Origin of the sequence: Xanthomonas sp. SS (genome assembly GCF_014236835.1) — a bacterium.
GTDB lineage: Bacteria > Pseudomonadota > Gammaproteobacteria > Xanthomonadales > Xanthomonadaceae > Xanthomonas_A.
The window spans coordinates 472,745-489,491 of the sequence record NZ_CP051190.1; the positions used below are offsets into that span (position 1 = coordinate 472,745).

General features: G+C 69.8%; 14 protein-coding genes. 5 read left to right on the plus strand and 9 right to left on the minus strand.

Translation table 11 applies throughout. The features are described from left to right. Window positions 1-45: 45 nt before the first annotated feature. The 7 genes from HEP74_RS02110 to HEP74_RS02140 all read right to left on the minus strand — a co-directional run bounded on the left by HEP74_RS02110 (window position 46) and on the right by HEP74_RS02140 (window position 7,452). Window positions 46-1,038 (minus strand): AAA family ATPase, encoded by a 993-nt coding sequence (locus HEP74_RS02110; protein WP_185814986.1) that lies wholly within the window; start codon window positions 1,036-1,038, stop codon window positions 46-48. Then, on the minus strand, window positions 1,035-2,231 hold the full coding sequence (locus HEP74_RS02115; RefSeq protein ID WP_185814987.1) for a DUF4350 domain-containing protein: 1,197 nt from the start codon (window positions 2,229-2,231) through the stop codon (window positions 1,035-1,037). The genes HEP74_RS02110 and HEP74_RS02115 overlap by 4 nt, the downstream gene beginning before the upstream one ends. Then, a complete protein-coding gene (locus HEP74_RS02120; RefSeq protein WP_185814988.1) occupies window positions 2,228-3,928 on the minus strand; it encodes a DUF4129 domain-containing protein in 1,701 nt (566 codons plus the stop codon). Before HEP74_RS02120 ends, HEP74_RS02115 begins: the two co-directional genes overlap by 4 nt. Continuing rightward, the gene (locus tag HEP74_RS02125) at window positions 3,918-4,943 is read right to left on the minus strand and encodes a stage II sporulation protein M (RefSeq protein ID WP_185814989.1); all 1,026 of its coding nucleotides are present in this window, start codon (window positions 4,941-4,943) and stop codon (window positions 3,918-3,920) included. Before HEP74_RS02125 ends, HEP74_RS02120 begins: the two co-directional genes overlap by 11 nt. After that, window positions 4,940-5,617, minus strand: coding sequence for an RDD family protein (locus HEP74_RS02130; protein ID WP_185814990.1), 678 nt, complete (start codon window positions 5,615-5,617; stop codon window positions 4,940-4,942). Before HEP74_RS02130 ends, HEP74_RS02125 begins: the two co-directional genes overlap by 4 nt. A gap of 232 nt (window positions 5,618-5,849) precedes the next feature. Next, entirely contained in the window at window positions 5,850-6,800 is a 951-nt protein-coding gene (locus tag HEP74_RS02135) for a DUF2167 domain-containing protein (RefSeq protein WP_185814991.1), read from the minus strand. 91 nt (window positions 6,801-6,891) lie between these two features. After that, entirely contained in the window at window positions 6,892-7,452 is a 561-nt protein-coding gene (locus HEP74_RS02140) for an RBBP9/YdeN family alpha/beta hydrolase (protein ID WP_185814992.1), read from the minus strand. A gap of 125 nt (window positions 7,453-7,577) precedes the next feature. On the opposite strand from HEP74_RS02140, the gene HEP74_RS02145 reads away from it, so the two are divergent. Next, on the plus strand, window positions 7,578-8,051 hold the full coding sequence (locus tag HEP74_RS02145) for an Lrp/AsnC family transcriptional regulator (protein ID WP_185814993.1): 474 nt from the start codon (window positions 7,578-7,580) through the stop codon (window positions 8,049-8,051). Between the two features lie 17 nt (window positions 8,052-8,068). Here HEP74_RS02145 and HEP74_RS02150 read toward each other — a convergent pair whose 3' ends face one another. Together HEP74_RS02150 and HEP74_RS02155 are read right to left on the minus strand one after the other, a co-directional pair. Continuing rightward, a complete protein-coding gene (locus HEP74_RS02150) occupies window positions 8,069-8,620 on the minus strand; it encodes a gamma carbonic anhydrase family protein (protein WP_185814994.1) in 552 nt (183 codons plus the stop codon). 582 nt (window positions 8,621-9,202) lie between these two features. Then, window positions 9,203-9,412 (minus strand): hypothetical protein, encoded by a 210-nt coding sequence (locus HEP74_RS02155; RefSeq protein WP_185816765.1) that lies wholly within the window; start codon window positions 9,410-9,412, stop codon window positions 9,203-9,205. A gap of 54 nt (window positions 9,413-9,466) precedes the next feature. On the opposite strand from HEP74_RS02155, the gene HEP74_RS02160 reads away from it, so the two are divergent. From HEP74_RS02160 to HEP74_RS02175, 4 genes are all read left to right on the plus strand, one after another. Then, complete coding sequence (locus HEP74_RS02160; protein ID WP_179570936.1) at window positions 9,467-10,324, plus strand: PA4780 family RIO1-like protein kinase; 858 nt, start codon at window positions 9,467-9,469, stop codon at window positions 10,322-10,324. A gap of 593 nt (window positions 10,325-10,917) precedes the next feature. Then, window positions 10,918-12,102 (plus strand): efflux RND transporter periplasmic adaptor subunit, encoded by a 1,185-nt coding sequence (locus HEP74_RS02165; protein WP_185814995.1) that lies wholly within the window; start codon window positions 10,918-10,920, stop codon window positions 12,100-12,102. Between the two features lie 9 nt (window positions 12,103-12,111). Further along, a complete protein-coding gene (locus HEP74_RS02170) occupies window positions 12,112-15,240 on the plus strand; it encodes a multidrug efflux RND transporter permease subunit (RefSeq protein WP_185814996.1) in 3,129 nt (1,042 codons plus the stop codon). Beyond that, window positions 15,237-16,664 carry an efflux transporter outer membrane subunit gene (locus HEP74_RS02175; protein ID WP_185814997.1) on the plus strand — a complete coding sequence of 476 codons (1,428 nt, stop codon included), beginning with the start codon at window positions 15,237-15,239 and terminating at the stop codon, window positions 16,662-16,664. Before HEP74_RS02170 ends, HEP74_RS02175 begins: the two co-directional genes overlap by 4 nt. Window positions 16,665-16,747: the final 83 nt, after the last annotated feature.

Sequence of the window (16,747 nt, forward strand, 5' to 3'; positions counted from 1 at the left end):
GTGCGGGCTCTGCCGAATCCCCAATCCCCAATCCCGACTCCCGGCTCATTTCCTCGGCGCCTCCACCTTCGCCAGCAGTGCGCCCAGCGCGTCGTCGGCGCTCTGGCCTTCGATCTGCAGTTCCGGGGCCAGCGCGATGCGGTGGCGCAGTGCCGGCTTGGCGATGTCGCGGATGTCGTCGGGGGTGACGAAGTCGCGGCCGGACAGCACCGCCTGCGCGCGCGCGGCGCGGATCAGCGCGATGCTGCCGCGCGGGCCGGCGCCGAGCGCGATGCCCGGCCAGCTGCGGGTGGCGGCGACGATGCGCACCGCGTAGTCGATCACCTGCGGGTCCACCACGATCGCGGCGGTGCCCAACTGCATCGCCACCACGTCGTCGGCGCTGAGCACGCGCGGCACCTGCGACAGGTCGAAGTCGCCGGCGCTGCGCCCGGTGGTGACCGCTTCCACCATGCGCTTTTCGTCTTCGAGCTGCGGATAGTCGATCAAGATCTTCAGCAGGAAACGGTCCAGCTGCGCTTCGGGCAGCGGATAGGTGCCTTCCTGTTCGACCGGGTTCTGCGTGGCCAGGGCCAGGAACGGCGGCGCCAGCGGAAACGCTTTGCCCTCGATGGTGACCTGGCCTTCCTGCATCACTTCCAGCAGCGCCGACTGGGTCTTGGCCGGGGCGCGGTTGATCTCGTCGGCCAACAGCAGGTGGGTGAACACCGGGCCGCGGCGGATCTTGAAGCTCTCGGTCTTGGGGTCGTACACGGCATGGCCGCTGACGTCGCTGGGCATCAGATCGGGGGTGAACTGCACGCGCGCGTAGTTCAGTTCCAGCGCCTGCGCCAACGCGCGCACCAGTAGGGTCTTGCCCAGCCCGGGAACGCCTTCGATCAGCACGTGGCCGCCGGCCAGCAGCGCGATCAGGATCTGCTCGAGCACCTCCGGCTGGCCGATGAAGGCCTGGCCGACCGCGTCGCGGATCGCCTCGACGCGTTCGATCAGGGCAGGGCCGGTGAGGGGGGCGACGGATTCGGCGGGGGCGGTGGTCATAACTGGTTTCTCATCTGGACGAGGAGGCGAATGCGATCGCGGAAGGCGGCGTGGTGTTTGGGCGCTGGCGCCTGCAGCGCGTGTTCGACCTGCGCCGGCGACAGGTTCAGGCGTTCGGCGATGGCCGCGGCCTGCGCAGCACCCTGCAGCGCGGCGGCGAGCGGCGCGCGGCGCCGCAGCCGGGTCAGGAACGCCTGGCGTATCGCCGCGTACAGCAGCGCGGACTTGCCGTAGCGGAACAGGTGCTCGCCGCTGGCGCGCACGTGTTCCAGCAGCGAGCGGCGGTCGCCGGCCGGCGAGGCGCGCAGCGGACCGAAGCGCTGCATGCGCGACCAGAGCCAGGCCAGCAGCATCAGCAGCGCCGGCAGCCAGGCCGGCCAGCCGCGGGTGAACAGCGTGCGCCACAGCGACGGCAGTTCGGCGGAGTAGATCAGATAGATGGTGCCGTGGCCGTAGTTGGGCGCCAGGATCTGCCGCGCCAGCAGGCGATGCGGCACGTCGCGCAGGCCGCCCTGGCGGAAGAACGGCGAGTCCTCCATCGGCGACCCCTTGGTTTCGAGGGTCTTGCGCATGCGCGAATCCTCGTTCTGCAGGAAGTCCATCTCCGCCAGCACGTCGACGTTGCCGTCGCCGTACGGCAGGCGCGCGTAGGCGTAGTCCTCGTCGCTCCCCCACAGGTTGCTCGCCGCGTCATAGTCGACCTGGAAACGCCTGCCGTTGCAGAACTCGCTGTGTTCGGGCTGCCCGGGAACGGCCAGTTTCAGGCAGTCGTCCGGCGTGCCGTCCTCCAGGCTGACATCGAGCGCATCGAAGATAGGCAGCGTGGTCTTGTCGCCGTCGCCGTCGGCCGCCGGCGTGCGCAGGATCAGGTGCCCGCCGCGCTCGACCCAGGCCAGCAGCGCATCGCTGTCGGCCTTGCTCAGCATGCGCGGGTCGCCGAACAGCAGCACGCTGTCATGCGGCTGCAGGCGCATCGCCGCCAGGTCCAGGCGCTGCCGCGACTCGGCGCGCACGCCGTCGGCGCGCAGGGTCTGGCGCAACGCATACAGCGGGTTGTACGCGGCCTCGCCGCGCGGCGGCAGCGCCAGTTCGCGTTCCGCGCGTTCGTAGCGGCCCAGGAACCAGGCCGCCAGCACGCTGGTCACCAGCAGCCCGAGCAGGAAGATCAGCGCATTGCGGGTGCCGCTGTTCATGCGCGCCACCGGTATTGCTGCTGCAGTTCGTCGAGCAAGCCGGCGAAGGCGTCGTCGTCGGGCAGGCGCGCGGCGTAGGCGGCGTATTGCCAGGTGCGCACCATGCGCGCGAACAGGCTGCGGTCGGCTTCGTCCGGCAGGCGCCTGGAGGCGCGCAGGCATTGCGCTTCGGTGGCGCCGGGCGGCAGCACCAGGTTGGCGCGTTCGCAGACGGTCTGCACGCTGGCGCGGTACAGCAGCGCCAGCGCGTTGCGTTGCTGGCCTTCGCGCCACAAGCGACGCGCGATGGTGGCGACGTCGTCCGGCAGCGGCTCGGCGCTCAGCACCGGCGCATGCGCCACCGGCGTTTCGACCGGGGCACGCTTGCGCACGCTGCCGCGCATCCACGGTAGCCAGCGCTTGGCGGTCAGCAGCAGGACCAGCACCAGTATGCCGGCCAGCAACCACATGCCCCATTCGCCGACGAACGCGAACACGGCCGCCACGCTCGCCAGCAAGCCCTGACCGAAGCGTGGATCGAGCTTGCTCTGATCGGATTTCTTCTCCTCGTCCTGGTCCTCGTTGCGGTCGCGCTTCTTCCAGTAGCCGATGCTGCGCTTGCCCGACAGCAGCGGATCTTCGTAGGCGCGGTCGGCGGCGCGGTCGAAGCGCGCGTCGGCGGCGGGGACGGTGTTGAAGATGTCGTCGAGCGCGGCCGGCTCGGCAGCGTCTTCGTCATCTCCATCGTCCTGAGCCTTGTGCGGATCGCCCATCGCGGTGCCGTCGTCCGCGGCGTCCGCGTCGTTGGCGGCGGCGTGCGGCGCTTCCGTCGCCGGAGCGGGGGACAGCGCATGCGGATCGGCCGCGACCGGGCTTTCGCTGCCTGGTGCTGCGCTTTGCGCGCGCAGCGCGGCGCCCGGGACGCCGAGCAGGACCAGGGCCAGCAGCAGCGGCGCGGCCCCGCCCAGCCGATCGCGCAGCCGGCGCAGCGCCATTTCCACGTCCCAGGCTTCGATCTCGGTGCGGCGGTTGAGGTACAGGCCGAAGCCGGCGCCGACGAAGAACGGTTCGATCAGCGTCGTCGCCAACCAGCCGAAGGCGTTCAGGCCGACGTCGGCCCACACCGGGTTCTCATCGCCGATCAGCGCCCACGCCGCGCGCGCGGTTTCCGGCAGCAGATCCACCGGCACGAACATCGCGATCGCGGCGATGCAGGCCAGCAGCAGCATCGCCTCGAAATGCCAGCACACGCTGGCCAGCAGCAGCGCATGCCCGTACACCGCGCCGCCCAGGGTGCGGCGGCGCTGCCGCTGCTGTTCGGCGCTGGCCCCTTCGAGCAATTCCAGCGGCAGGAACACCGTGCGCGCCGGGCTCAGCCGGCGCCAGGTCAGGTAGCCGAACATCGGGCGCCAGCCCCAGCGCAGCTGCGCGCGCAGCGTGTCGCGCACGCTGGGTACGTCGCCGAACACGCCGCGCGAGATCACGAACAGTGGGATCCGGTCCAGCACCGGCTTCAGCCACCACAGCGCCAGGCTGGCCAGCCAGAGCTGGTCGATCGCCCAGGCGCCGAGATTGAGCAACGCGAACAGCGGCAGGGTGAACAGCAACCACGGTTTCCAGATCGCGCCGGCATGGCGGCGCACCAGCGCGCTGCCCAGCTCCATCGCCTCCCAGGCCGAGCGTGCGCGCAGCACCACGTCCAGGCGTTCAATCCGCATCGCCGGCCTCCGCCATGCCGCGCCCGCCGCGCCACAGCCACACCAGCACCAGCGTCCACAGCAGGCCGGACACGCCGTACTTCACCGCCGCCGGCAGCGAGCCGATCGAGGACCAGAACGCTTCGATGAAGGCGGCGACCAGCAGCATGAATGCCACGCCCAGGCAGAGCTTGGCGCCGATCGTGCCGCCTTCGACCAGCGCGTCGATGCGCCGGCGCCGGCCCGGCGCCAGCAGCTTCAGGCCCAGTTGCAGGCCGGCGCCGCCGGCGATCACGATCGCGGTCAGTTCGAACGGCGCATGCCCGGCGACGAAGCGCCAGAACGTCACGCCGTAACCGATCTGGTGCAGGTGCCCGGCCACTGCACCGATGGTGACGCCGTTGAACAGCAGCACCAGCACCGTGCCGAGCCCGGCCAGCAGGCCGCTGGCGAAGGTGCGCAGGCCGATGCTGATGTTGTTCATGATGTAGTGGCCGAACATCTGCCAGTCGTCGCCGCTGTCGCGGCCGAGCTTGTGCGCGGCGCTGGCCGGGTCGTACATCCGTTCCATCTGCGCGACCTGCATCGGATCCATCAGCCCGTGGATCAGTTCCGGCCGGTACTGCAGCAGCACGAAGATGGTGACCAGCGGCACCACGAACAGCGCGGTGGCCGCGGCCATGCAGCCGGCCTGGCTGCGCACCAGCTGCGGGAAATCGGCGAACAGGAACTCGGCCGCGCGCCGCCAGCGCGGCCGCGGCGGCCGGTACAGCTCGGTGTGGCCCTGCTGCATCAACTGCTGCAGGCGCGCGGTGACCAGCGGGCTGTAGCCGCGCTTGCGCGCCAGCGCCAGCTGCTGGCAGAGCCGCCGGTAGCGGGCCGGCATGTCTTCGTCGGCCAGGCGCCATGCGTCCGCGGCGCCGTCGGGCGCGCTCGCATTCGCGCTGGCGGGGCGCTTGCGTCCGCGCGTGTGCAGCCAGGTCTCGAAGGCCTCCCACTCGCGCTGATGGCGGGCGATGAACTGCTCTTGCCTCATCGCCGCCCCAACAGCCAGTTGGCCATCGCATACAGCCGCAGCACGCCGGCCTGGCCGGGCGTCTGCGTCAACGGCAGCGCCAGCGTGGCCAGTTCCAACTGCCGCGCCGGTGCCAGCCGCGGCGCGCGCTCGGCGAAGGCGATCAACGCCGCCTGCTCGGCCGGCAGCAACGCCAGCGGCGGCGGCGCCGCGCTGGTGATCGGCGGCAGTCCGGTCTCGTGGCGCGGCGGCTGGTGGATCACCAGGGTGCCGGCGACCATGTCGCCCAGGCGCCGCGCATGCACGTCGAACAGGCAGGCGATCAGGCCGACGGCATAGCCGAACGGCAGCATGTCCACGGTGCGCAGCAGGTTGCGGGTGATCGCCGCCATCCAGCCGGCCGGCGCGCCGTCGCGCGAGACCACGCGCAGGCCCAGCGCCTTCTTGCCCAGGGTCTGCCCGAACCAGCCTTCGAGCACGATCGGATAGGCCCAGAACACCAGGAACATCGCCACCAGGTACAGGCCCTGGCCGAAGCCGCCGAGCGCGCCGAGCAGCAGGCCCATCAGGGTCAGCACGCCGAAGCGCACCGCCAGGTCGATCAGCCAGGCCAGCGCGCGCGGCACCGCGCCGGCGGCCGGCAGGTGCAACGGCACGCCTTCGGGCGTGATCACTTCACGGTAGGTATCGAGCATGCCGCTCACCGCCGGAGTGCGGCGTGGCGCGCATGCGTGCCTGCGATGTAGGGAGGCCGTCCTTCCGTCCGGCCGGCTGCCTGTGGCGGCATGCGTGATCTCGACTGCGTCCTGCTCCGAACCGCGACTTTAGCCGGCGCGGCGCCAATTGCCCAGCCGGGCGCCGTTGCCGGCGCCGGAAGGTCCTCATTCGATGACCACGACAGCGCGGCGAGCATGCCGCGCAGGCCGTTCAACGCACCGTGCCGCCGTCGCGCTTGCGCCCGGAGAACAGCTTGCCGATCCCGCCAGCCAGCGCCATCAGCCCCAGCGCCACCAGCTTCCAGGCCTTGGCCAGGATCAGGCCGAGCTTGGCGAACAGGCCGGCCTTGGCCGCCAGGCCGCCGCCGATCAGCGTGGCCAGGCCGTAGCTGGCGATCTTGTCGGTGGATGGGTTGTGGTCGGCGTAGCGCGCGCCGCTGTCGAATTCGGCCATCGGCAGCAACTGCTGCATGCCGGTGCGCACCTGCGGCAACGCGTCCATGCCGGCGATCGCGTTGAGGCTCAGGTAGCCGTGGCGGCCGAGCACGCGGATGTCGTAGTTGAGGGTGTGGCCGTCGTTGCCCTGGAACGCCAGTTCGCGCGCCCAGTACAGCTTCTTGCTCGCGGCGTCGTAGCGCGGCGGCACCGCCCAGCCGACCAGGTCCACGCTCTCGTAGCCGGCTTCCTTGCGCTGTGTGTTCTCCTCGCGGGTTTCCTTCTGCATGTCCGCGAGCATGTCCTGGTAGTCGATCTTGCTGGCGTCCTCGTCGGACACGTAGCCGTCGTCGGCATAGGTGACCACCACCGCCCAGCTGCCCTGCTCGTCCAGCGCGGGCTTGCGCGGCACGATCAGGCCCAGCACGGTGTCGTCCGGCGGATTGCCCCAGTACGTTTCCAGCACCTGCCGCGCATCGTCCTTGCCGAGATAGCGGAAGTTGTGGTTCAGCTCGAAATGCACCTTGGCCTGCGGCACTTCGATGTGCCCATCCTGGAAATGCAGCGAGGCGACGAACTGCTCGGCGCTCATGCCGTCCTGGCCCTGCTCTTCTTGGGCGTGCTCTTCCTGAGCATGCTCTTCTTCGGCCACGGCCGATCCGGCACTGGCGCCCAGCGCAAGCAGGAAAGCGGCCAGCAGGCCGCGCAGCGGAAGTGTCTTGGTCATCGCGAATCCATTCGGTGGCGTCCCCACGCCAGAGGCGCGCAGTGTCGCGCAAAGCGCCACGCCGCGCCAGTCGCCCGCGTCGCGGCGGCGGTCAGGCGCGCGCGGCGGGCGCGTGGCCGATACCGGCGTCGAACGCGGCCAGCAGCTGCGCGCCGCCCGGCCACGCGCCCAGGCCGCTGGCCGCATTGAGGTGTCCCACGCGGTCGAGTTCGATGAGTCCGCTGCCCCACTCGGATGCGCGACGGCGGCTGTAGGACAGCGCTGCGTACGGATCGTCGCTGCCGGCCACGATCAGGCTGGGAAACGGCAGCGGCGCCGCCGGTACGGGAACGAAGCTGGCCGCCTCGGCCTGCGGAAACGCGGCGCTGTCCGGATCGGGCACCGCGACCAGGAAGGCGCCGCGCGGCAACCGCTCGGCGCGCGCGGCCCAATGCGCGACCAGCAGGCAACCCAGGCTGTGCGCGACCAGCAGCGGCGGCGTGGCGCATTGCTGCACGCAGCGGTCGAGCGCGCGCAGCCAATCGTGCAGTTGCGGTTGCGCGAAGGAATCCGGCTGCAGCCGCCGCATGCGCGCGTCGCGCTGTTGCCAAAGGGTTTGCCAATGCCCCGGTCCCGAGTTGCCGATGCCCGGCACGATCACCACCGCTTGCATGCGCTACGCTCCGTTCGAGAGAGCGGCCAGTGTCGCGATGCACGCGTCGCCGTGCCATGGCGATTCATCGCCGCCGGCGGCGTTTTGCCGATGAATCCAAGGTGCATGACGAGAGGACGAGCAGCGTGGCAGCGAAACCCTGGCAGGGCGATGCCCTGGATCACGCGATTCTGGAAACGTTGCAGTGCGACGGGCGCATCGCGTTGGCGGAGCTGGGGCGGCGCATCGGCCTGTCGCAGCCGGCGATGTCCGAGCGCGTGCGCCGGCTCGAGGAGCAGGGCGTGATCACCGGTTACGCGGCCAGGGTCGATCCGCGGGTGGTGGGCCTGGCGACGGCGGCCATCGTCCGCCTGCGCACCACGCATGCGCAGATCGGCGCGTGCCTGGAGCAGTTCGCGCAGATGCCGCAGGTACTGGAAGTGCATCGGGTCACCGGCGAGGACTGCTTCGTGCTGCGCGTGCTGGTGCCCGCGCCGGCGCAGCTGGAACCGATCATCGATGCGTTGGCACGGTTCGGTGCGGTGACCACCAGCGTGGTGTTGCGCAGCGAGGCGCCGCGGCCGATCGGCCGCGCGCTGCTGGCGCTGGCGGCGCAGTAGCCGCGACGCCTTGCGGCTTACTGCGGCGACGCCGCGGCCGCCTCCAGATAGCGATCCTTCAAGCGCACGTAGTGCTGCGCGGAGTAGTGCAGGCTTTCGACCTCCTTGTCGCTGAGCGTGCGCGCCAGCCGCGCCGGATTGCCCAGCCACAGTTCGCGCTCGCCGACGGTCTTGCCCGGCCCGACCACCGCGCCGGCGCCGACGAAGCCGTATTTCTTCACCGTGGCGCCGTCGAGGATGCACGCGCCCATGCCGATCAGGCACAGGTCCTCGATGGTGCAGGCGTGGATGATGCAGCCGTGGCCCACGGTCACGTCGGCGCCGATCAGGGTCGGATAGCCGGCGGTGTTGAACGGGCTGTGGTGGCTGACGTGGATGATGCTGCCGTCCTGGATGTTGCTGCGCGCGCCGATGCGCACGTGGTTGACGTCGCCGCGGATCACCGTGCCCGGCCACACCGACACGTCCTCGTCCAGCACCACGTCGCCGATGAGGGTGCAGGCCGGGTCCACGTAGACGCGTGCGCCGAGCTGCGGCGTCTTGTCCAGGAACGGGCGGATCGGGTTCACGGCATTCTCCGGTGGAGGGGGACAGGCACCGGGCTGCGGCGCGCCGGTCGATGATAGCGCCTGGCCGCGAAGCGCTTCTGGCACATGGCTGGGGGGCGCGGAGATGCCGGCAACGGCGCGGCCGCTGGCGCGATCGATCGTGAAGGTCCGTGCGGCCCTGGGCAATTGCGGCCGCCAGGTCAGGCCCATGGCCAGCAGCGTGCAGCTGGCCAGCGTCCGCAGCAGGTGCACCCAGGCGCAGCCTGCGGCCCTGGGCCGAGACATCTGCAGTCGCAGAGGCTGTCGACCGAGATGCGCCAGGCACGGCGCAGCGACCGGTGAACGACGGCATCGCCGGACACGGACAGCACGGAGGGGAGGTTGCGCTTAGCCAGGCATGCGCGAACGCGGCATCTGCGCGCGGGCGGGCTGGTGAAGGAGGGGCGAATCGTCGTAGGCGTAGGCACGGCACGGTTGCCCACGTGCCGGGAGCGCAGCGGATGCAGGCCGAGGCATCGCCCTCGGGCCGGGCCGGGATGCCGCACGCCGCCTCTGCGGCCGCAGTCCGGCGAGCCCGTCGCGCGAGCTCGCCGGAGGCGTTTGTTACTTCTTCTTTTCCTTCTTGGCCGCGCGCTTTTCCTTCAGCGTCTTGGTCGGCTGCTTCTTGTCGCTCTTTTTCTGATCCATGCCCTTGCTCATGACACCCTCTGGACGATTGCACTGTGGATTGCCGGCTGCGGCCGCCGTGGCGGCGATCGCGGCTGCCACTTTACTCCGCTGGCGGCCGGCCATGCCGCAGTTGTCGCCCGGCATGCACGCAAGGTTGGGTCATAATCCGGTTTTCCCCTTCAAGGTCCCCCGCGTCCGATGAAAACCCCCCAGGGCCTGCAGCCGCTGATCGAGGACGGCGTCATCGACAGCGTGCTGCGCCCGCTCAAGAGTGGCAAGGAGGCCGCCGTGTATGTGGTCCAGGCCGGCGCCGAGGTGCTGTGCGCCAAGGTCTACAAGGACATGGCGCAGCGCAGCTTCCAGGCGCGGGTGCAGTACCAGGAGGGCCGCAAGGTGCGCGGCAGCCGCCAGGCGCGGGCGATGGGCAAGGCGACCAAGTTCGGCCGCCGCGAGCAGGAAGCCGCGTGGAAGGACACCGAGGCCAACACCCTGTACCAGCTGGTGGACGCCGGCGTGCACGTACCGCAGCCGCGCGGCTACTTCCACGGCGTGCTGCTGATGGACCTGGTCACCGATGCCGACGGGCAGAGCGCGCCGCGGCTGGGCGAGGTGGAACTGGAGCCGGAGCAGGCGCGCGCGTTCCACATGCAATTGATCGGCGACGTGGTGAAGATGCTGTGCCTGGGCCTGGTGCACGGCGACCTGTCCGAATACAACGTGCTGGTCGCCGCCGAGGGCCCGGTGGTGATCGACTTCCCGCAGGTGGTCAGCGCCGCCGGCAATAACGCCGCGCGCGACATGCTGCTGCGCGACGTGCACAACCTGCGCGATTGCCTCGGCCGCTTCGCCCCCGAGCTCAACGAAACCCACTACGGCGAAGAAATGTGGGCGCTGTACGAGAAGGGCGAACTGCGCCCGGACAGCGCGCTCAGCGGCCGCTTCGTGTTCGACACCCGCCGCGCCGACGTGCGCGCGGTGCGCGACTCGATCGAAGACGCGCGGCAGGAAGCGATCATCCGCCAGCAGGGTCGCGAGGCCGCGGCGGACGAGGACTGAGCGCACGCGGCGGTGCGCCGTGACAGGGCGCGCTGCAGAAAACGTGTTCTTGCCGAAGTGTGCCGCTCGCCATTGCGCGCTGCGCGGCGCAGCGGCCGACCAAGTGCTGCGACTCCGCCGCTGCGTTCGTCGTAGCTGAAGTCGCTTCCACAAGGCTTGCGGCAACGCGTTGGGTGCGCTGCGTGAGGGGCTTCAGCCCCGACGCGCTCCGGTTGCCGCAAGTGCGCCACTTTATTTGTCGCGGCTGAAGCCGCTCCTACAGGGGCTTGCGGCCAACTTATCGGTTGCACTGTGGGAGGGGTTTCAGTCCCGGCGCAGCATGATCGTGGCTGACAGCGGACCCCAGTGACCACAACACGACACGACGCCGGCATGCGCTCTGTAGCTGTTCGCGAGTGCAGCGCACAGCGCAATTTTCGTATGCGATGCGATACCAAAGTATCGTCGAAAAGATCAATCTTTCTCCAGTCTTTCTGCGCGCGCAGAAAAATTGAAGTGGCAGCTGACTGCCATTTTCGTGCGGGTATAAAGCGGGAATACATTTCGTGTAGCGTTGCGCGCTTCGATCTCCCACCCCCTCGATTTCGACGCTCATGTTCGACGCCTTCGCCGCGCCTCGTTGTTTGATTTTCTGTGGATCCATTTTGTTTCTGGCGATGGCGACGGGGTGTTCGTCCACTGCGCAACCGCCGCCGCCGATCAAGGTCGGCACGCTCGCGCTGGCCCCGCACAGCCTGCCGGTGGAGCAGTCGCTGCCCGGGCGCACCGTGGCCTACGAAGTGTCCGACGTGCGGCCGCAGGTCAACGGACTGCTGCGGCAACGGCTGTTCGCCGAGGGTCAGGATGTCCAGGCCGGGCAGGTGCTGTACCGGATCGATCCTGCGCCGTATCAGGCCGCCTACGACACCGCACGCGGGCAGCTCGCGCAGGCCCAGGCCGCCGTGCTCGCGGCGCGTCCCAAGGCCGCGCGCTACCGCACCCTGGTCGAGCAGGACGCGGCCAGCAAGCAGGATGCCGACGACGCGCAGGCCGCCCTGCAGGAAGCCGAAGCCAACGTGGTGGCGGCGCAGGCATCGTTGCAGGCGGCGCGCATCAATCTCGGCTACACCCGGGTGACGGCGCCGATCTCCGGCACCATCGGCAGCTCGGCCTATACCGCCGGCGCGCTGGTGACCGCGCAGCAGGACGCGGCACTGGCCAGGATCCAGCGGCTGGACCCGATCTACCTGGACGTGAGCCAGTCCAGCACGCAGATGCTGGCCTTGCGCGAGCGCCTCGATGCCGGCCAGATCAAGGCCGCCGACGGCAAGATCGCGGTGCGGATACGCCTGGAGGACGGCCGCTTCTATCCGCATCCGGGCACGCTGGAGTTCGTCGGCAGCTCGGTCGATCCCGGCACCGGCGGGGTCACCCTGCGCGTGGTCGTGCCCAATCCGCAGCACCTGCTGCTGCCCGGCATGTACCTGCGTGCGCTGCTGCCGTTGGCAAGCGATCCGAGCGCGATCCTGGTGCCGCAACAGGCGGTGACCCGCGACAGCAAGGGCGAGCCGCTGGTGAAGTTGCTCGACGCGCACAACCGGGTGGTGGAGCGGCGGATCCGCACCGGCGACACGGTCGGCCACGACTGGGTGGTGGAAGCCGGGCTCAAGCCGGGCGAGCGGCTGATCGTGATCAACGGCAGCCGCGCCGAGATCGGCAAGCCGGTCGTGCCGTATGCGGTCAGCGCCGCGCAGCTCGAGGCCGCGCCTGCGGTGCCGGGCGACGCCCAGGCCGACTGAGGAGCTGCCATGTCGCGTTTCTTCGTCAACCACCCGGTGGTGGCCTGGGTCATGGCCATCGTCGTCGTCCTGGTCGGCATGCTGGCCATCCACGCGCTGCCGATCGAGCGCTATCCGCAGATGGCGCCGCCGACCATCACCGTGCGCGCGGCCTATACCGGCGCCTCGGCGCAGACCGTGGAGAACACAGTCACCCAGCTGATCGAGCAGTCGCAGCAGAGCCTGGACCACCTGCTGTACATGACCTCGACCAGCGCCTCGGACGGCACCGCGCAGGTCAACCTGGTGTTCGAGACCGGCACCAACGCCGACACCGCGCAGGTGCAGGTGCAGAACCAGTTGCAGTCGGTGATGTCGGTACTGCCGCAGGCGGTGCAGCAGAACGGCCTGGTCATCACCAAGTCCAGCGGCTCGCTGTTCGAGGTGGTGGCGTTCACCTCCGACGACGGCAGCATGGACAACTTCGATGTCGCCAACTACATGGAATCGAACATCGACGACCAGATCAGCCGGGTCAGCGGCGTGGGCAACATCCAGCCGATGGGCTCGGAGTACGCCATGCGCATCTGGCTGGATCCGGAGAAGCTGCGCAAGTACGCGCTGATGCCCTCGGACGTGGAGAACGCGCTGCAGGCGCAGAACACCGACGTGTCGGCCGGCGAGATCGGCGGCCAGCCGGCGCCGCGCGGGCAACGCCTGGATGCCACCGTGACCACGCGCAGCCGCCTGCACACGCCGGCGCAGTTCGGCGCGATCGTGCTCAAGAGCGGGCCCGGCGGCGCGGCGGTGCACCTGTCCGACGTGGCCAGGATCGGCCTGGGCCCGGAAACCTACGACAGCATCACCCGCTTCGACGGCAAGCCCTCGGCCTCGCTCGGCATCGAGTTGAACGCCGACGCCAATGCGGTGGAAACCTCCAGGGCGATCGATGCGCGCCTGCAGGAGCTCAAGCAGTACTGGCCGCACGGCTACAGCTACCACATCGCCTTCAGCACCACGCCGTTCGTGACCACCTCGATCAAGGAAGTGGTCATCACCCTGATCGAAGCGGTGCTGCTGGTGGTGGCGGTGATGTACCTGTTCCTGCAGAACTGGCGCGCCACGCTGGTCCCGACCATCGCGGTGCCGGTGGTGCTGATGGGCACCTTCGGCGTGCTGGCGGCGTTCGGCTATTCGATCAACACCCTGACCATGTTCGCGATGGTGCTGGCGATCGGCCTGTTGGTGGACGACGCCATCGTGGTGGTGGAGAACGTGGAGCGGGTCATGAGCCAGGAAGGGCTGCCGCCGAAGGAGGCGACGCTGCGCTCGATGCAGCAGATCGGCGGCGCGCTGGTCGGCATCGTGCTGGTGCTGACCGCGGTGTTCGTGCCGATGGCCTTCTTCAACGGCGTCACCGGGGTCATCTACCGGCAGTTCTCGATCACCATCGCCGCCTCGATGATCCTGTCGGTGCTGGTGGCGATGACCCTGACCCCGGCGCTGTGCGTGACCATCCTCAAGCCGCTGCATCAGGGCGAGGCGCCGATCGGCTCGCACGGCCGCCTCGGCCGGTTCTTCGTCTGGTTCAACACGCGCTTCGGCCAGCTGTCCGAGCGCTACCGTGCGCTGGTCGAGCGGGTGCTGGGCCGGCGCGCGCTGAGCCTGCTCGCCTACGCGCTGCTGCTGGTCGTCACCGGCGTGCTGTTGTGGCGCCTGCCCGGCGCGTTCCTGCCCGACGAGGACGAGGGCATGCTCAACGTGCTGGTCAAGCTGCCGGCCGGCTCCACCCTGGAGCAGACCCTGGCGGTGACCGACCGCCTGACCAAGGCCGCGCTGCACGAGCCGGGGGTGCGCTCGGTGCTGTCCTCGGCCGGCTTCAGCGTGACCGGCGCCGGCCAGAACGTCGGCATGGCCTTCGTCCGCCTCAAGGACTGGGACGAGCGCGAAGACGATGCCGACACCATCGCCGCGCATCTCAACACCGCCCTCGCCGACGTGCCCGACGCGGAACTGTTCGTGACCTCGCCGCCGGCCATCAGCGGCCTCGGCGACGCCTCCGGCTTCACCTTCGAGCTGATGGACTACGAAGGCGCCGGCCACGCTGCCCTGGCGAACGCGCGCGACAAGCTGCTGCGCCTGGCCGGGCACGATCCCAAGCTGCGCGACGTGCGCTACGCCAGCCTGGAGGATGCGCCGGTCTATGCGGTCAAGATCGACGACGACAAGGCCCAGGCGCAGGGCGTGGACCCGGGCGACATCAACGCCACGCTCAACAGCGCGCTCGGCGGCGACTTCGTCAACAACTTCATCTACAAGGGCCGCATCAAGAAGGTCTACGTGCAGGGCGACGCCGAGGCGCGCATGGCGCCGCAGGATCTGCAGCGCTGGACGGTGCGCAACGCCAGCGGCGACATGGTGCCGATGTCCGCCTTCACCACCTCGCACTGGACTAGTGCGCCGGCTGCGCTGGAGCGCTACAACGGCGTGTCGGCGATGGAACTCACCGGCCAGGCGGTGGCCGGGGTCAGCTCCGGCGCGGCGATGGACGCCATGGCCGAACTGAGCAAGCAGCTGCCGCATGGCTTCGGCTATGCGTGGTCGGACATGGCCTACCAGGAGAAGCTGTCGGCCAACCAGGCGCCGGCGCTGTACGCGATCTCGCTGCTGTTCGTGTTCCTGTGCCTGGTGGCGCTGTACGAAAGCTGGACGATCCCGTTCGCAGTGATGCTGGCGGTGCCGGTGGGCGTGTTCGGCGCGGCGCTGTTGATGACCGTGCGCGGCCTGCAGAACGACGTGTATTTCCAGGTCGGCCTGCTGACCACGGTGGGCCTGGCGGCCAAGAACGGCATCCTGATCGTGGAGTTCGCGCGCGAGCTGGAGCGCCGCGGCGAACCCCTGCTGGCCGCCACCTTGCACGCGGTGCAGATGCGCCTGCGGCCGATCCTGATGACCTCGCTGGCGTTCCTGCTCGGTGTGCTGCCGCTGGTGTTCAGTCACGGCGCCGGCTCGGCGGCGCGCCACTCGCTGGGTACCGGCGTCACCGGCGGCACGTTGGCCTCGATCACCCTGGGCCTGTTCTTCGTGCCCTTGTTCTACGTCATCGTGCGCAGCGTGTTCCCCGGCAGCAAGCATCCGCCGCTGGAGGCCACGCCATGAGCGCCCGGACGTTACGCTTGCTGGCCGTGGCCTGCTGCGCGGCGCTGGCCGCGTGCAGCATGGCCCCGCACTACGCGCGTCCGGCGGCGCCGGTGCCGCTGCGGTTCGACACGGCGGGCACTGCCCCGCCCGCGGCCGGCGCCGCGCTGGCGATGCCGGACTGGCGCGAGGTGTTCCTCGATCCGCGCCTGCGCCAGGTCATCGCGCTGGGCCTGGACAACAATCGCGACTTGCGCGTGGCCATGCTCGACATCGACAAGGCGCGCGCGCAGTACCGGATCCAGCGCGCCGCGCTGGCGCCGTCGCTGGATGCCAATGCCAGCAGCAGCCGCCAGCGGAGCAGCGCCAGCGCCAGCGACACCGGACAGGCGCAGATCGACAGCAGCGACACGCTGCAGGTCGGCGTCAGCAGCTGGGAACTGGACCTGTTCGGTCGCTTGCGCAGCCTGAAGGACGAAGCGCTGGAAACCTGGCTGGCCAGCGCCGAAACGCAACGCAGCGTGCGCCTGAGCCTGATCGGCCAGATCGCCGACGACTGGCTCGCGATCGGCGCCGACCAGCAACTGCTGGCGCTGGCGCAGCAGACCCTGGACAGCCAGGAGCAGACGCTCAAGCGCAGCCGCGTCCAGCACGACAACGGCATCGGCTCCGGGCTGGACCTGGCGCAGATCCAGAGCGGCGTGGAAGCGGCCCGCGTCGATGTGGCGCGCGATGCCACCCAGCTCGCCCAGGCCCGCGACACGCTGCAACTGTTGGTCGGCGCGCCGGTGGACGCCGCGTTGCTCGCCGGGCCCGATGCGTTCGACGGCAGCGTGGCCCTGGCGTCGCTGCCGGCGGGACTGAATGCCACGGTGCTGCTGCAGCGTCCCGACGTGCTCGCCGCCGAGCATGCGCTGAAGGCGGCCAATGCCGACATCGGCGCCGCGCGCGCGGCGTTCTTCCCGACCGTCTCGCTGACCGCGTCCACCGGGCGCAGCAGCGATGCGCTGTCCACGCTGTTCGCGGCGGGCTCGCGGACCTGGTCGTTCGTGCCCAGCATCGCGCTGCCGATCTTCCACGCCGGCGCGCTGAAGGCCTCGTTGGACGTCTCCAAGATCGGCAAGAACATCGCCGTGGCGCAATACGAGAAAGCCATCCAGAGCGCCTTCAGCGATGTCGCCGATGCGTTGGCGCAGCGCGATCACCTCGACGCGCAGCTGAGCGCGCAACAGGCGCTGGTGGACGCGGTGCGGCGCAGCCACACGCTGGCCGAAGCGCGTTACCGCGCCGGCGTGGACGACTACCTGCAGGTGCTGGACGCGCAACGCTCGCTGTACGCCGCGCAGCAGGATCTGATCGCCCTGCGCCTGCAGGACGACAGCAACCGGGTCGCGCTGTACACGGTGCTGGGCGGCGGCGCGGATGCAGTGGCGGCGGGTCGGTGAGCGCAATCCAGCGCGCCGTTGCCCCCTGTAGGAGCGGCTTCAGCCGCGACAGGTACTACCGATAATGCCTGTCGCGGCTGAAG

What these genes read in the sequence shown, in the direction of transcription:
- HEP74_RS02110 (WP_185814986.1), bottom strand. Translation starts at nt 1,038, where the DNA reads ATGACCACCGCCCCCGCCGAATCCGTCGCCCCCCTCACCGGCCCTGCC.
- HEP74_RS02115 (WP_185814987.1), bottom strand. Translation starts at nt 2,231, where the DNA reads ATGAACAGCGGCACCCGCAATGCGCTGATCTTCCTGCTCGGGCTGCTG.
- HEP74_RS02120 (WP_185814988.1), bottom strand. Translation starts at nt 3,928, where the DNA reads ATGCGGATTGAACGCCTGGACGTGGTGCTGCGCGCACGCTCGGCCTGG.
- HEP74_RS02125 (WP_185814989.1), bottom strand. Translation starts at nt 4,943, where the DNA reads ATGAGGCAAGAGCAGTTCATCGCCCGCCATCAGCGCGAGTGGGAGGCC.
- HEP74_RS02130 (WP_185814990.1), bottom strand. Translation starts at nt 5,617, where the DNA reads ATGCTCGATACCTACCGTGAAGTGATCACGCCCGAAGGCGTGCCGTTG.
- HEP74_RS02135 (WP_185814991.1), bottom strand. Translation starts at nt 6,800, where the DNA reads ATGACCAAGACACTTCCGCTGCGCGGCCTGCTGGCCGCTTTCCTGCTT.
- HEP74_RS02140 (WP_185814992.1), bottom strand. Translation starts at nt 7,452, where the DNA reads ATGCAAGCGGTGGTGATCGTGCCGGGCATCGGCAACTCGGGACCGGGG.
- HEP74_RS02155 (WP_185816765.1), bottom strand. Translation starts at nt 9,412, where the DNA reads ATGCCGGGCGACAACTGCGGCATGGCCGGCCGCCAGCGGAGTAAAGTG.
- HEP74_RS02160 (WP_179570936.1), top strand. Translation starts at nt 9,467, where the DNA reads ATGAAAACCCCCCAGGGCCTGCAGCCGCTGATCGAGGACGGCGTCATC.
- HEP74_RS02165 (WP_185814995.1), top strand. Translation starts at nt 10,918, where the DNA reads ATGTTCGACGCCTTCGCCGCGCCTCGTTGTTTGATTTTCTGTGGATCC.
- HEP74_RS02170 (WP_185814996.1), top strand. Translation starts at nt 12,112, where the DNA reads ATGTCGCGTTTCTTCGTCAACCACCCGGTGGTGGCCTGGGTCATGGCC.
- HEP74_RS02175 (WP_185814997.1), top strand. Translation starts at nt 15,237, where the DNA reads ATGAGCGCCCGGACGTTACGCTTGCTGGCCGTGGCCTGCTGCGCGGCG.